This window comes from Bacteroides sp. ZJ-18 (assembly GCF_011038705.2).
Taxonomy (GTDB): Bacteria; Bacteroidota; Bacteroidia; order Bacteroidales; family Bacteroidaceae; genus Bacteroides; species Bacteroides hominis.
In genome coordinates this window covers 1130840-1147184 of sequence record NZ_CP072198.1, presented here as the reverse complement: position 1 = coordinate 1147184, position 16345 = coordinate 1130840, and the positions used below count along the sequence as shown (strand labels likewise).

Below are 16345 nucleotides of genomic sequence, written 5' to 3'. Positions count from 1 at the left end.
GGAAAGAGGCTTCAAACACACAATTACAATGAAAAAACTTTTAGCAGCAGCAATGCTATTCATGCTGAACAGTTGGTCTTGTTTCAGCGCAGATACTCCGCGAGCGGAGTATCCCCGTCCACAGTTCGAAAGAGAACAGTGGATCAACCTGAACGGTACCTGGACATTTGATTTTGATTTTGGAAAGTCGGGAAAAGACCGCCGCTTGCAATCGGCAGAGAAATTTGATAAAAACATTACGGTACCTTTCTGTCCGGAAAGCAAACTCTCGGGAGTGGGCTATACCGATTTCATCGAACAGATGTGGTATCAGCGCAACATCACCATTCCATCGGACTGGAACGGAAAGAAAATCTTCCTGAACTTCGGTGCCGTAGATTATTGCGCAGAGATTTTTATCGACGGTAAGTTCGTACAGCGTCACTTCGGCGGTTCATCTTCGTTCGCTGTAGACCTGACCCGTTATGTTACACCCGGAAAGACTCATAACCTGGTAGTATTTGTGCAGGACGACCTCCGCTCCGGACTCCAGACCGGAGGAAAACAATGTGGTAACTACTATTCGGGAGGTTGCTCATATACCCGTACTACCGGTATCTGGCAAACCGTATGGATGGAGGCCGTTTCAGCCAATGGACTGAAATCGGTATTCGCCCGTCCGGACATCGACCAGAAGCAGTTGGTCATCGAACCGGAGTTTTACAATGAATCAGCCAACACATTGGAAGTCACTCTAAAAGACGGAAACAAAACCGTGGCCAAAAAGAGCGTAAACTGTGCCAATAGTTCAGTAGTGGTTCTGCCGGTTAAGAATATGAAACTGTGGTCGCCGGAATCTCCGTTCCTGTACGACCTCGTTTATCAGGTAAAGGATGCCAAAGGCAACGTAGTGGATGAAGTAAAATCGTACGCCGGTATGCGTAAAGTACACACAGCCAACGGACGTTTCTACCTGAATAACCAGCCTTATTTCCAGCGTCTGGTACTCGATCAGGGATTCTATCCGGAAGGTATCTGGACAGCTCCGAGTGACGAAGCTTTGAAGAACGATATCGTACTGGGTAAAGAAGCCGGTTTCAACGGGGCACGCCTCCACCAGAAAGTCTTCGAAGAGAGATATTATTACTGGGCCGACAAGTTAGGCTACATCACTTGGGGAGAATCGGCAAGCTGGATGCTGGATGTAAACAAGGAACTGGCTGCCCGTAACTTCCTGGGCGAATGGAGTGAAGTCGTAGTCCGTGACCGGAATCACCCTTCGCTGGTGACCTGGACTCCTTTTAACGAAACCTGGGGTGGCGGTCCGGATGCTTATGTCCGCCTGATCCGCGACGTATACAACATCACGAAAGCCATCGACCCGACCCGTCCGGTAAATGATGCCAGTGGTGACAATCACGTGATAACAGATATCTGGAGTGTACACAACTACGAACAGGATCGTGTCAAACTGACGGAACAGTTAAAGATGGAAGAGGGCAAAGAGCCTTATCGTAATGCACGCGACAAAGACTTTCTGGCTGTTTACGAAGGACAACCTTACATGGTTGACGAGTTCGGAGGTATCCCCTGGATGGCAGAGAAAGACCGGAAAAATTCATGGGGATACGGAGGCATGCCGGAAAATGCAGAAGCATTCTACAAACGTCTGGAAGGTCAGATCGATGCCTTTATCGACTCACCGCACGTGACGGGATTCTGCTATACACAGCTGACCGACGTGGAACAGGAGAAGAACGGTATCTACTATTACGACCGTACTCCCAAACTGGATATGAAACGGATCAAAGCTATCTTCGAGAAAATAAAGTAAAGAAGGGAGCCTCGCGCCCGGGGATGTGTCCAAACTCACCACAGAGGATACAGGGTTACACAGAGTGACTTCTAAGTCACGAATGGTCAACATGAATAACCTGTGTTACCTGTGGTGAAAAGGTCCTTGCACCCCGGGAAGCTCTCGACTGCAATCTACAATTTTACTGTTTATGCGAATCAGTAGTTGAGTTATTGTCAAGTCGCACAGCCCGCTCACCGGATTAACGCCTATGAACGCCGTGCCACCTGCCCAACCACCGATCGCCATTATTTGAATATAAGTATGAGAAAATCATTCATTGCCCTCACCTTCTTGCTGGTTCCTGCCTGTTTGTCGGCACAGTTGGGAGGTAAAGTCTACCTTCAAAGAGCCGATTCACTCCTCCAACGGGTACTGTCTCTCTATGAGGTAAAAAAGTATGGATTGCTGATGGAAACTTATCCACGAAATCCGAATCAACAAATTACGTATACAGCCAACACCGGCTCAGAGGTTACCCAACAAGAAGTATCCTTCCTGTGGCCTTATTCGGCAATGGTGTCAGGCTGTGTATCGCTCTATAAAACATCCGGCGACAAAAAGTACAAGAAACTGATGGACAAACAAATCAAGCCCGGACTCGACTTGTACTGGGATACTACCCGCCAACCGGAGTGTTATCAGTCTTATCCCGCCTTTGCCGGCCAGAATGACCGTTACTACGACGACAATGATTGGGTAGCGATTGACTTCTGCGACTATTACGCAGCCACAAAGAATAAGGAATACCTGAAGAAGGCCATTGCCTTGCACGATTACATCTATTCCGGATGGTCGGACGATCTGGGAGGCGGTATCTACTGGTGCGAACAGAAAAAGGAATCAAAGAATACTTGTTCGAATGCTCCTGCAACAGTTCTCTGCATGAAGCTCTACAAGCTGACCAAGGAGAAAAAATACCTCGACCAAGCCAAGGCAACTTACCAGTGGACACGTGATAACCTCCGTGACCCGTCTGATTTTGTCTACTGGGACAATAAAAATCTGCAAGGAAAAATCGGTTATGCCAAATATACGTACAACAGCGGACAGATGATCCAGGCAGGCGTATTACTCTATCAGGCTACCGGCGACGAACAGTACCTGAAAGACGCACAGCAGACGGCCAAAGGTGCCTGCCGGCATTTCCTGAAACCGCAGCCTACGGTAAAAGGGGAAATGAAGTTCTTTCCGTCAAGTCCGTGGTTCAACGTCATCCTCTTCCGCGGCTTGAAAGCTCTTTACGAGGTTGATAAAAATGATACATACGTGAAAGCCATGATAGACAATGCGGACTATGCCTGGCAGTATACCCGTGACGAAAACGGATTGCTGAACAATGACTGGTCGGGCAACCGTAAAGACAAGTTCAAAAGCTTGCTGGAAAACTCCTGCATGATTGAGCTGTATTCGGAAATCAGCGAGCTCTAACGCCATCGGCCCACCACAGAGTTCCACAAAGTGTTAATCTCTTATTTTACTAAGAAATAGATTCCCTGTGGGACTCTGTGCCCTCCGCGTGGTTGACCGATTCACGTTAAAATAGCCTAAACTTGCCCCTCTCCGCCTTCAGCCCCCTCAAAAGGTATCTATATTTGTAACGTTGTTGTAAACCCCAAGCCTATGAAACTCATACATATCCCGTTGCTCTTGCTGGCACTCATCTGCTGTCCGGCTTGTCAAAACAAAAAAGCTCCCGTATCCAAGGAGGTCCCTTCCGGAGCCACCTATACCAACCCCCTACTGCCCGTGGGAGCAGAACCATGGGCTGTTTTTCATGAAGGCAAGTATTACTATACACAAGGAGCCGAGAATAAAATCATCCTTTGGGAAACGAATGATATCACCGATCTGGAGCATGCAACCCGGAAAGAGGTGTGGATACCGAAGGAGGTATCCAGCTCGTATCACCTTTGGGGACCGGAAATACACCGGATTGACGGAAAATGGTACGTATACTTCGCCGCGGACGACGGCAATATGGACAATCACCACATCTATGTGATCGAAAATGTCTCAGCCAACCCGCTGGAGGGTGAGTTCGTGATGAAAGGGCGGATCAAAACGGACAAAGACGATAACTGGGCAATCCATGCCAGTACGTTTGAGCACCGGGGTGAACGCTACCTCATCTGGTGCGGATGGCCCAAACGACGGATCGAGGCCGAAACCCAATGCATCTACATAGCCAAGATGGAGAATCCATGGATACTCTCGTCGGACAGGGTGATGATTTCGGAACCGGAGTATGAATGGGAACGTCAATGGATTTCGCCCGACGGCAGTAAAACGGCCTATCCGATCCACGTCAACGAAGCCCCACAGTTCTTTGAGTCGAAAAACAAGGACAAAGTGCTGATATACTACTGTGCAAGTGGAAGTTGGACCCCTTATTACTGCATCGGACTGCTGACTGCCGATGCCGGCAGCGACCTGACAGACGCAGCATCGTGGAAGAAGCTGGACACGCCTGTCTTTGAACAACAACCCGAAGACAGTGTCTTCGGACCGGGCAGCCCTTCTTTCGTACCTTCGCCGGACGGAAAGGAATGGTATATGCTTTATCATGCCCGAAGAATCCCGAATGACGCTCCGGGCGCAACAGACTCACGCAGTCCCCGCCTGCAAAAAATAAGCTGGGATACCGATGGAATGCCTCTCCTGGGAAAACCTCGCGAAGAAGGGATCAATGAGAAGTGAAAGACACCTCTCCGCCCGATATTTAATTTATAAAAATTAAGAATCATCCCGACTTCTATCTATAAAAGCGGAACAGGGGGTACCGCTACTCCCCGCTCCGCTCCGATCACTCTTTCTCTCTCCAAAACGCCCCAAAGCAACCTTTCTGAAGGATTCGGATTTACGCATAGACAGAAATAAATCTGCGTATATGCGGAAACTTGCCTGCGCATATACGGAAATCCCCCCTTCTCCGGGAGGTCTCCGAAAGGCCGGACCAAGCCATCTTTCAGCAAATATTTTCGTAAAATATTATTCATCGCAGAAGATGATCAATGATAATCCTTGGGCAACACTCCAAACTGAATCTTAAAGCATTTGGCAAAATAAGACGAAGAACTGAAACCGATCTGCTCACACACGTCAGTAATGCGTACCCCGTTTTTCAATAATTCGGCAGCCTTGTTCAGGCGGATCGTCTTCAGATAGTCATTGGGCGGCATGCCGGCCAGTGCCTTTATCTTGCGATAGAAGTTGGAACGGCTCATATTGAGGGACTCCGCCAATGTGTCGACAGAGAAATGCTCATCAGAGAGCTGCGCCTCAACAGCTGCCCGCACTTTAGCCATCAGTTCGCAATCTTTCTGCGAAACGGAATATTCTACGAGACTGACGGGCGAAGCTCCACTGTTGCCGGACAATTCGGTCATCATTTTATGGAACGACTGGCGCAACTTCAGCAGGTTTTCAATCTGTTTGTGCAACTGGCGGATGGAGAACGGCTTTTCGATATACACGTCCGCTCCATACTCAAAACCTTCAACCTTAGCTTCCAACGTAGTTTTTGCCGTCAGCAGGATGACAGGAATATGGGAGTATTCAATATCTGTCTTGACTTTAGCCGTCAACTCCAAACCATTCATCTCAGGCATCATCACGTCGCTGACAATCACGTCTACCGTTTCATTGGCAAGCACTTCAAGCGCCTGCCGGCCGTTCTGGGCTTTCAGGACTTTAAACCAGGTGCTCAGTGACTCCCGCGTCAGATTCAACAGATCTACGTTATCTTCTACCAGCAGGATGGTAAACTTACTGCCCGGCGCCTCGGCAACCGATCCTTCGGCAACCGGATTCTGACTTTCCGGTATCAGCACTTCGGACTCTTCAGAAACCACCTCCTCGCCCCAAGGCAAAGTGAGCACGAAAGAAGAACCGCCATACACGCTGTCCTCAAGACTTAACGTACCATGATGTGCTTCGGCCAACGACTTGGAGAAGGCCAGTCCGATGCCTGTACCCACCGCACCCGACTTACCGTCCTTCACCTGGTAGAAGGCCTCAAACACTTTCTGCTTCTCTCCATCCGGAATACCCGGACCGTCATCGCTCACCGAAACCCGGAAACCTTCACCGGAAGATACCAATTTAATGTCGATACGGCTCTGGGCATATTTCACCGCATTACCTATCAGGTTGACAATAATCTTACAGACCTTTTCGCGATCCACCGAGGCAAAGATCTCACCTTCCGGGAGATCAAGCATCACCGAGATGCCTTTCAGTTCGGCAGGGCTTGTAAACTGCCCATAAACATCGCTTACCAGCTGATTGATATCGCATTTCTTCAGATTCAACTGTACTCCGCCGTTCTCCATCTTCTGAAAATCAAGCAGTTGATTGGTGACTCCCAAAAGGTAATTGACATTCCGGTCGATCACCGACAGGTACTTGGCATCCCGTCCTTCCCGTTTATCTTCCAACAACCTTTCAAGAGGAAGACGGATCAGACTCAACGGAGTGCGGATTTCGTGCACCAGATTGATGAAGAAACTAATTTTTGATTTGTAGACTTCCTTCTCCTTCGCAGTCTGATACTCTTCCATCCGGTGTTTGTACTTCTTCTTCACATGCCGGTTCCATCGCCAACCTGCATAATAGGCAAATCCGATGAGAAGAAGCGTATAGATGCAGTATGCCCATGTAGTCAGCCACCATGGAGGCGTGATTACAATCAGGAGAGAGGTAGTCTGGTCATTCCACTTATGGTCATTATTCGAGCCTCTTACTTCGAACACATATTTGCCCGGAGGCAAATTGGTGTAAGAAGCCGTATTCAGTTCTGAATTGACCACCCACTCTTTGTCCACCCCTTTCAAGCGGTAGGAATAGCGGTTCTTCAACGGATCTTCGTAACTCAAGGCAACGAAGCTAACCGAGAAAGTATTATATTCGTAAGGCAACGTAATGGTCTTGGCACGATAAAGAGGCTCTTCCAGATGAAGAATATCCTGTACCACCCGTTCATCTGTCGTATAGGGCAGACGTATTTCGGTGATATATACAGAAGGGATGTACTGGTTATCCATGAACTGGTCGGGAACAAAAGAATTGAACCCACTGATTCCGCCGAAATAAAGCTTGCCGCTTGCCGTCTTCAAAGATGACTGGGCAGTGAACTGGTTACCTTGCAGACCGTCATTGACCGTGAACTGGCGGAAATGCTGCTTGGTGATCGGGTTAATCGTTATCAGTCCCGCATTGCTTGATATCCAGAAATCGCCCGTCTTATCCTGCTCGATGGAGTAGATGACCCGATTGGGCAATATGGTATTGTCCGGATCAAAGTCAACGAATGTCTCCGTCTTCGGATCGAATGAACAAAGTCCTCCACCGTTCGTACCAACCCACATGGTACCTTTCAGGTCCTCAAACAGTGTAATCACGGAGTTGTTGGTAATGGTAGTCGAATCATTCCTTTCGTGCTGGAAATGTTTCCAGTGTCCGTTTCGTGTGTTAAAGCGGAACACCCCACTGTTGGATGTGCCAATCCACAAATTGTCATACATGTCCTCCAGAATATCGACCACAGATACCATCGATCCTACCGTAGTGATGGTTGAAAAGTTATCTTCCTGAGGATTGTAACGGCACAGCCCCCAACTGGTCCCGACAAAAATATCTCCGCTGCGATCTTTGTAGACAGCCAGAACATCGTCACTGCAAATCGTGTTCGGGGTGTCCTGCAGATGATTGTACGACTTCACATGCCCGGTCCGGAGGTCGAGTACCTTCAACCCTTCGGCATAAGTGCCTATCCACAGACGGTCACCATCCAGCAACAAAGAGCGTATGTCATATTTCTTGTCTGCTTTCCCACCGATCGGATAAGCGGTCAACTGATAAGTGGACACGTCGAAGAAACATAAACCGTCGCGGGTACCCACCCAGATATTTCCTGCGGCATTCTCACAGAAAGGACCTACCACTTTCCCGGCAGTTACCCCCCCATCCCGGTAGACAGGAGGATAATAGTCGAATCTTTTGGTAGGTTTAGCCAGATAATTCACTCCTCCGAGATTGGTCAGCACCCAGATTCCACCTTCCGCATCACGCATCATCGCATTGATCGACTGGTCACTCAGGCTTCTGGGATCTGACGGGTTATCGATCCGCGAAAAAGTTTTATCACGCAAGTCAAAAAGGTAAAGCCCGTTGTCAGTGCCTACCAGAAGTTCTGTTTCCGAATAACTCAGCAGGCAGCGGATAACACCGAAATTCAGATGGGAGGCATTATAACTGTCCAACTTTCCGGTGCGCTCGTTCAGGCAATACAGCAGATTGCTTCCGGCTCCGAACCAAATATCGCTGCGAATATCGAGCAAACAGTTAATGCGGTAATTATCGGGATTATTCCCCGCGGATAAAAGAGGATAAGACTGTAGAAATTTGCCGCTCTCATCGAAGCAAAGCAAGCCCTCCTGTAAGGAAGAAGCATAAATGTGGCGGGAGTTACTTTCACAGACATCCCATACAAAAGAAGTCTGAAGGCTGTTTTGTGTCAGCACATCGGTCTTAGGATCATAGACAAACAATCCCTGCCCCAGAGTGGCAATCCAGATCAATCCGCTCTCGGTCTTTATGATTTTCTTAATCTCACTGCTGATAAAGACTCCATAGCGGGTTTTCTTGTCGAAATAGCTGAAACGGTCATGTTCCCGATCATAAATATAAAGTCCCCAGTTGGTTCCCACCCATATATTCTGATTCTCTTCCTCAAAAAGCGCCTGCACAAAGTTATTCTCCAACGAGAACTTATCATTCAGGATATTCCTGTAAACCTTGTTGCCCCGCCCGTTATAACAATTTAAACCGTCGCTCGTGCCCAGCCAGATAAAGCCATAGCTGTCTTGCATGGCACACCAGACTGTGTTATGTGATAATCCGTCTTCTACCTGATACTTCTTAAAAGAGAAATAGGAGAATGCCTGTAACGGTGTTATCCCAAAAGCAAATAAAGTAATTAGTAGAGTGATGATTCGCATGTGTTGTATTCATTTAAGATTTAAAAAACGACTTGTTGTTATTGTATGTGCCTATTTACCCAATGAAAGCGTCACCGGTTCAACCACGGTTCGGGGTTCAACTTATCCCTCTCTCTGCGCAGTTGGAAATGAAGGACAGTCCGCCCATTGTCACTGCCGTCTGAGAAAATCGGACCGATAGCCTGCTTGGTGGTTACCGTATCACCGGATTTCACAGAAGCAGACGAGAGGTTACAATATACCGAAATGTAATCCCCGTGACGTATCAGTACATTAAAAAGCCCGTTCAACTGGAACACGGCTGCTACTTTACCATCGAAGATAGCACGTGCCTGTGCACCCGGCTTGCCTTGTATATCAATTCCTTTATTATCGAGTTTCACATTACGCAATCCTTCCACGGCATATTGTCCGTAATGGCTGGTAATGATGTAAGGACCTGTGATAGGCATCGGCAGTTTGCCCCGGTTGCTCACGAAATTACCCGAAAGTTCCCGGTCGGCCTTACTCATAGTGAAACGTTCCAGAGGCGCCGCCTTTTTCTTTGCCGGAGCAGTGCCGCTTCCCGTTGAGGAGGTCTTGTCCTCTTTGGCAGCCGCTTTCTGGCGGGCAGCTGCTTCCCGGCGAGCTTCTTCTTCGGCACGCTTGCGGGCACGCTCTATCTCTTCTGCAATCAGCTTGTCGATTTTTGCATTCAGCTGGTTAGCCTCACGCCGTTTTTTATTAATTTCGTTTTGCAGCCCCTTCTGTTTCTTCTGAAGGCTGGCCACCATCTCACGTTTCTCTTTCTCCTGTGCTTCCAGTTTAGCCTTTTCGCCCTCCCGTTCACGCAACAAGTTTTCTTTAGCGGCTTTCACCTGCTGAAGTTCTTTCTTCTTACGGTTCACCTGTTCCTGTTTCTTCAAGATCTCTTCTCCCTGCAGACGTTGATAAGTGGCATATTCTCTCACATAACGGAGGCGCCGGTAAGTCTGTCCAAGGCTTTTCGCAGAAAAAATAAACATCAGTTTCTCTTCAACCGATTTATTCTTGTACAAGTACTGTACGGATGACTCATATTTCTTCTTTTTATCTTTTAAGTCACGCTGAAGCCCTCTGAGCTGACGCTCCAATCCGGAGATTTCTCTACCGACAGCCTCTACGTCATTGTTCATGGCAATGATATAGCGCTTTCTCTCCTCTATCTGCCCGGTAAGGGCGGCAAGCCCGTTCAACTGACTGCCTACATCTTTCTTCGTATTCTTCAGCAATGACTCAGTCTCCGCAATCTGTTGTTGCAAGGCACCACGCTTACTCTCCAGCTCCTTAATCAGTTTATTGGACTGAGCTGAAACAACAGTTGTCAAACAAAGACAGCTTACCAGAATCAAAAGAAAGCGGTTCATAGTTTCATCAGCATTTTTAGCAAGTCTTCCAATGCCACCTGAGTATATCTGGATGATACCTCGGTGGGGATTAATTCAAATTCGGCGGTCGAAAAATCAGACAGTCTCACTTTGGCTTTCTCCAAAGAAGGAATCCCCAGTTCACGTCCTGTAAGCTCTTTCTTCTCTCCCGGAAGGGAGGCCTTGAACAAAAGTTTCTCTAAGCGGTCGAAATCGGCATTCTCAGGCAATAACTCTTTCAGTTCATCACGGGTTGCCCGTACATAACGTTTATTCATACGGTCTATCAGCAATACTTCATCCGGAGTGACCTCCATGCGCATTACTTCCGAACGGAACACCGGCATCAGGACAGACAGCTGAATCCGTTCGCCACTTTTCATTTTCATACTGCCACTTACAGTAATACTGCCGTTTTTGTTAGGCACTGTCAGCTGCAGCTTAGACGAAAGGTAAGCCGGTTCCACCGGTGCGGTCTTGACAACCTTCGATGTTTTACAACCCGCAAGCAGCATTACCAAAAGTAGTAAAGGCAGCAGGTATGACTGTCTGATAACAGATTTCTTAAACATACATCCTTTCATTCCGCAATGTATTTCTTCTTTTCTATTTTCTGTTTAAGTGTTTTCGATTCAGTACCCAGTTCGAGTGCTTTCTTCCAATATTTCAAGGCACCTTCTACGTCACCGGTCATAAAATAGATATCCCCGCAATGTTCAAACACCACGCTGCTCTCTTCTTCCGGTTTGGTATTCTTGATGGCATCGTCAATATAGATACGGGCCTCAGCATAGTTTCCTTTCTCAAAAAGAATCCAGGCATAAGTATCCAGATAGGTCGCATTGCTCGGTGCGGCTTTTACGGTTTTATAACTCATCTCCTCCGCCTTATCGAGATCCCTGCGCTCTACCGATAAATAATAAGCATAATTATTTAGTGCACCGATATTGGACGGATTGTATACCAAAGCCGAATCATACGCTGCATACGCCTCCTTCATCAACTTTTTGGTATGATATACATCACCCGTAATTGTATAGAAATCGGAGACCATTTGCTTGTCACTCTCCGGAGTGACATGTTCCAGTGCTTTCAGACTGACTTCCAGTACATCGTCCCAACGTTCGGCCTGATTATATGCAATAGCCAGATAAAAATAAAACTCCAAGGCATCCGGAGTTGCTTCAATCCCCGGCTCACAGATCTTAATCACCTGTTCATAATCATTCTTTCGGATGGCGGAACCTAATAAAGTCATGCGTGCAGCTTTATTGGTAGGATCTATCTGTACTACTTGTTCCAATACCGGAATAGACTGTGCCTCCATCCCTTTGGATAGTAGATACTGTGCATAAAGCATCGGAATTTGCGCGTCGTCCATATCCATTTGCATCATCCGGTCAAACAGTCCGATAACCTGTGTACTGTCTTTTCCCTCCTGTTCGCTCTGGACGATAAACTGCCTCATCACATTCACCTTTGTATCCGAAGGAACTTTCCGGTTCAATAGCAAAGTATCCATCTGTTGTTCAAACAGTTCTTTCTGTCCGGTCTGCTCGTAATACGAAGCCAATGAAAACAATGCCATCGGATTGTCCGGTTCTGCGGCAAGTACTTTCTTATAAGTATCATAAGCTTCCTGCTTCTTGCCATTCTGCATATAGACATCGCCCAGAATCACCTGATAGCGGTAGTCCATCGGATACTCATTGACCAGGCTCTCTATTTCTTCAAAAGCCTTTTTGTCATCCTTCATTTGCAGATAGATACGAAACTTCTCCATTGTAATCTGCTCATTCTTCCCCATTTTTTCCTCTATACGGTTTAGGGTAGAAATAACTTTGCCATAGTCTTCCTTCTGATTATATAAATCGAGCAGGTTGAACAACGGATCTTGTTTAGCGGGAAAACGTGTCGCCATCTTTTCGAGTATTCCGATCGCTTTTTCTTTCTGATCCTGCTGTTGGTACAGAGTGGCCAATGCCTGGCTATACCAATAATTATCAGGAGCATAAGCTACCGCCTTCTCCAATGCTTCCTGCCCCTGCGTCACTTGTTTAAGGAAAAGATAATATTGGGAAATCTCGTATAGAGCTGCCGAACCGGTTGGATTAATAGCCAAACAATGTTGTAACAGGTCGAAGGCGGCCGTATACTCCTTTTTCACTTTCAGACGCGATGCTTCAAGAAAGAAATAGTCATATTTACGTTGCTGCTCCGGAGCGAGTTTTATCTCCTGAACGGCAGCTTGCCCTGACGGTTTCTCCACCTTACGGGATGAACCACAGGAGGCAAACAGAAGCAACAGCACTCCGAAAAGCAATTTATCTATCTTCATTTTACTACAATTATTGATTCAATCGAACTTCTATCCTCTTCCGGTATGCCCGAAGCCACCTGCACCCCGTTCCGTTTCGTCCAAGATCTCTACTTCTTGCCACATCGCCTGCTCATGACGTGCAATCACCATCTGTGCAATACGTTCCCCATCTTCAATGACAAACGTCTCAGCCGAAAGATTCACCAGGATAATACAAATCTCCCCACGATAATCGGCATCAATTGTTCCGGGAGAATTCAAGACAGTAATCCCTTTCTTCAAAGCCAGTCCGCTCCGAGGACGAATTTGCGCTTCAAATCCCTGTGGAAGAGCGATAAACAGTCCTGTAGGAACCAGACACCGTTGCATCGGATCTAAAGAAATCGGTTCGGAAATATTAGCGCGGATGTCCATTCCTGCAGAAAGTTCGGTTGCATATGCCGGAAGCGGATGCTTCGATTTATTGATTACTTGTACGTTCATATTCAGTATGTTTACTATTTAACGGGCGAAAATACGCAATTTGAGCCTAAAATTCATACTTTTGCAGTTAAATAATGTGCAAATACCCAATTGTAAAGATCATGATGGACTGGAAAAGATTGATTTCAGCTAAACGTTTCGGCATGGAAGAGTTTCACGAGGAGCGTCAGGAAAACCGTTCGGAATTTCAGCGGGACTACGACCGCCTTGTTTTCTCTGCCCCTTTCAGAAGGTTACAGAACAAAACACAGGTTTTTCCGCTCCCGGGCAGTATATTTGTTCACAACCGATTGACGCATAGCCTTGAAGTATCTTGCGTGGGACGCTCTTTGGGCAATGATGTATCAAAAGCGATCCTCACACGGCAACCCCAATTACAAGACTCTTTTCTGCCGGAGATAGGCTCTATTGTTTCTGCCGCCTGCCTGGCACACGATTTGGGTAACCCTCCCTTTGGACACTCCGGCGAAAAAGCGATTTCCACTTTCTTCTCGGAAGGTAAAGGAACACGGCTGCAAGATCAGCTTTCACCGATGGAATGGGATGATTTGACACATTTTGAAGGAAATGCCAACGCTTTCCGCTTATTGACACACCAGTTTGAAGGACGCCGGAAAGGGGGATTCGTACTAACTTATTCTACCCTGGCTTCTATTGTCAAATATCCTTTTTCATCGAGCCTTGCAGGAAACAAGTCCAAGTTCGGTTTTTTCACGACCGAAGAAGAAGGATTCCGCCGCATCGCAACGGAACTGGGACTTATCCAGATTAGTGATCAGCCATTAAAATACGTACGCCATCCATTAGTTTACCTCGTAGAAGCAGCCGATGACATCTGTTACCAAATGATGGATATCGAGGATGCCCACAAGTTGAAAATCCTGACTACGGAAGAGACTAAGGAGCTGCTTCTGGCTTATTTCACAGAGGAACGCCAATCACGTATTCGTAAAACGTTCAACATTGTCAACGACACAAACGAACAGATAGCCTACCTCCGTTCTTCTGTCATTGGCCTGCTGATCAAGGAATGCACCCGGGCATTCTTAGATAACGAAACCGAAATCCTTTCCGGCACATTTGAAGGACCTCTTATCAAGCACATCTCGGAGCGTCCGGAAAAAGCATACAAACATTGCTCGGAAGTATCGTTTAAGAAGATTTACCGTTCACGGGACGTACTGGACATTGAGTTAGCAGGTTTCCGGGTCATCAACACGCTCCTTGAATTAATGATAGATGCTGTCACTTCGCCGGAGAAAGCCTATTCACAGCTGCTTATTAACCGCGTATCAGGGCAATATAATATAAAAGCGCCTGCACTCTACGAAAGAGTACAGGCGGTGCTTGATTATATTTCGGGCATGACCGATGTCTTTGCCCTGGATCTTTATCGTAAAATTAACGGGAACAGTCTTCCTGCGGTGTAACCACTTTCGGAGTGAAAACTTTATTTACACCGGAAGTTATCTGGCAGTCTTCCGGATCATTCTTAACAAACGATTCGATGTGACGCATGCGCTTTTCTTCAAGAATTTCGTCTACAGCAATCAGGATACCGGTTTCCTCCACATCTCCAAATCCATAATTAATAGCCGTGCCAAACATACGCATAGTCGGGCTCAGACTCATATAAGCATTTACCAGAGGGGGGATATTAAAGCCAAGCTTACGGATCTCACCGTTCAGTATCCGATAATCATCTTTAAATGAATCTTTGCAGAAGATTCTCGCCAGTTCCGCCTCTTCTGTTTCCATCTCAAGCGGTTTCATCGGGGTAATGAGTCCGTCTTTATCCCCAAAATGTTTCTTCAGGAAATACAGAATCATGTCTCTCCCCTGACGGTGATAACTGGGATACATGGTTACTTTACCAAAGAAATATTTCACATTCGGCATAACTACTGTCAATGCTCCCAATCCGTCCCACAAATTATCCAAGGCAAATAATCCCTTGCTTCCGGCACGGGTTGACTGATATTCCAACGTAACGAACGAACGTCCAAGTTCAATAGTCGTAGGCAGGAACTCCTTCACAAATTTATCCGAGAAATTAAACATGTGTGAAGTAGCGAGAACCGGCGCACCATGCTCGTCAAAACGTACGTCTGTCCCCAGAATGTACCGATAACCTCCCAGAATTTCTTCTGCTTCAGGATTCCAGACAATCAATTGTTTATACGGATTCTCCATGGTGTCATACTCATCGATATCCATCGATAATCCCGTACCGCCTCCTGCTGCCCGAAAAGCAATCTCACGCAAACGCCCGATCTCCCGCATAATATTGGGAGAATCCTGATAAGTAATAATATATATCTGGTTATTACTCTTATTGGTCATACGTAGCCGCTTGTCTTCAGTCAACTCAGCTTTAATCAGCTCCTTGCTTACCGGTTCAATAACTTCTTCCATATACTTTGTTAGTAGTTGTTCCTTAATCTGTTACAGTTTATACACGATATCTTTCACATACTGTGCCCACTCTGCCGGAGTTTTCGATTTATCGAAAGTCTGCCATGGAATGGGTTTACCGAAAGTGACAGTAAATGTTTTATGACGATTTTTCAGCATCTCGTCTGCCAAATAAAGCATAGCAATATTGAATTTGATCCCCAGTGTCTTGCAGACATTAGCCAAATTATAAAAGAAATCAGAATTACGACCCTCAAAATGGACAGGAACCACATCACGCTGGAACTGGACACTTTTTACAATAAATGTTTTCTTCCAGTCAGGGTCCCGGATCACTCCATTCCGACGCCGGGAACAGAGTCCCGCAGGAAACATAATGAGTTGGTCATCCGACTTGAATCCGGCTTCTACCATCTTCGGAAAATCTTTGGCCTGCTTGCCCGTTTTATTAATAGGAATACACAAGGGTGCCAATCCGCGAAGATTCATCAACAAATCATTTACCAGATACTTCACCTTCCCGTCAAAACGGCGTCCCAAAATATACCCGAGAGAAACTCCGTCCTGTCCTCCCAACGGATGATTGGACACAAACGTATATAAACCATCTTTCGGAATATTTTCCAGTCCTTTCACATCCAGCTTTGCATCCAGAAACTCAAGACAAGCCTCCAGAAAATCCACTCCCACTTTATCTTTTGAGTCGCGCAGAAAAACGTTTAGCTCCTCCTGATGAACGATTCTCTTCAGATAGGAGACGACAAACTTTGGTATGTACTTGGAGTGCTTCGGAGCTTTCGTCTGAAGTATCTTATCAATATCTATTAAAAATAAAGAGTCGTCAGCCATTCTTTTTAGATGAAATGATTGCGCAAAATTAACTGTTCTTTTTTATTAATCGCAATAA

At 46.6% G+C, this 16345-nt stretch carries 11 protein-coding genes; 4 read left to right on the top strand and 7 right to left on the bottom strand.

The features are described from left to right. The first annotated feature begins 28 nt into the window (after window positions 1–28). The 3 genes from G7Y45_RS04665 to G7Y45_RS04655 all read left to right on the top strand — a co-directional run bounded on the left by G7Y45_RS04665 (window position 29) and on the right by G7Y45_RS04655 (window position 4534). A complete protein-coding gene (locus G7Y45_RS04665; RefSeq protein ID WP_165014927.1) occupies window positions 29–1813 on the top strand; it encodes a glycoside hydrolase family 2 protein in 1785 nt (594 codons plus the stop codon). A gap of 285 nt (window positions 1814–2098) precedes the next feature. Further along, entirely contained in the window at window positions 2099–3265 is a 1167-nt protein-coding gene (locus G7Y45_RS04660) for a glycoside hydrolase family 76 protein (protein ID WP_032536501.1), read from the top strand. A 192-nt stretch (window positions 3266–3457) separates the two neighbouring features. Beyond that, entirely contained in the window at window positions 3458–4534 is a 1077-nt protein-coding gene (locus tag G7Y45_RS04655) for a family 43 glycosylhydrolase (RefSeq protein ID WP_165014930.1), read from the top strand. Between the two features lie 311 nt (window positions 4535–4845). Here G7Y45_RS04655 and G7Y45_RS04650 read toward each other — a convergent pair whose 3' ends face one another. From G7Y45_RS04650 to dut, 5 genes are all read right to left on the bottom strand, one after another. Further along, window positions 4846–8835 (bottom strand): hybrid sensor histidine kinase/response regulator transcription factor, encoded by a 3990-nt coding sequence (locus G7Y45_RS04650; RefSeq protein ID WP_165014934.1) that lies wholly within the window; start codon window positions 8833–8835, stop codon window positions 4846–4848. 71 nt (window positions 8836–8906) lie between these two features. Then, entirely contained in the window at window positions 8907–10220 is a 1314-nt protein-coding gene (locus G7Y45_RS04645) for a murein hydrolase activator EnvC (RefSeq protein ID WP_165014937.1), read from the bottom strand. Further along, window positions 10217–10804 (bottom strand): DUF4292 domain-containing protein, encoded by a 588-nt coding sequence (locus G7Y45_RS04640; protein WP_005812113.1) that lies wholly within the window; start codon window positions 10802–10804, stop codon window positions 10217–10219. The genes G7Y45_RS04645 and G7Y45_RS04640 overlap by 4 nt, the downstream gene beginning before the upstream one ends. After that, complete coding sequence (locus G7Y45_RS04635) at window positions 10801–12558, bottom strand: tetratricopeptide repeat protein (protein WP_165014940.1); 1758 nt, start codon at window positions 12556–12558, stop codon at window positions 10801–10803. Before G7Y45_RS04635 ends, G7Y45_RS04640 begins: the two co-directional genes overlap by 4 nt. Before the next feature lie 30 nt (window positions 12559–12588). Beyond that, window positions 12589–13023, bottom strand: a complete 435-nt coding sequence (dut, locus tag G7Y45_RS04630; RefSeq protein WP_032541624.1) for a dUTP diphosphatase — start codon at window positions 13021–13023, stop codon at window positions 12589–12591. Window positions 13024–13124: 101 nt separating this feature from the next. Here dut and G7Y45_RS04625 point away from each other — a divergent pair, with 101 nt between their 5' ends. Continuing rightward, window positions 13125–14453: a deoxyguanosinetriphosphate triphosphohydrolase gene (locus tag G7Y45_RS04625; RefSeq protein ID WP_032531048.1), complete on the top strand. Its 1329-nt coding sequence runs from the start codon at window positions 13125–13127 to the stop codon at window positions 14451–14453. Here the strand turns inward: G7Y45_RS04625 and G7Y45_RS04620 are convergent. Beyond that, window positions 14425–15438: a GNAT family N-acetyltransferase gene (locus G7Y45_RS04620; RefSeq protein ID WP_005822786.1), complete on the bottom strand. Its 1014-nt coding sequence runs from the start codon at window positions 15436–15438 to the stop codon at window positions 14425–14427. The genes G7Y45_RS04625 and G7Y45_RS04620 overlap by 29 nt on opposite strands. A 30-nt stretch (window positions 15439–15468) precedes the next feature. Further along, complete coding sequence (locus G7Y45_RS04615; protein WP_005812123.1) at window positions 15469–16287, bottom strand: 1-acyl-sn-glycerol-3-phosphate acyltransferase; 819 nt, start codon at window positions 16285–16287, stop codon at window positions 15469–15471. Between the last annotated feature and the right edge of the window lie 58 nt (window positions 16288–16345).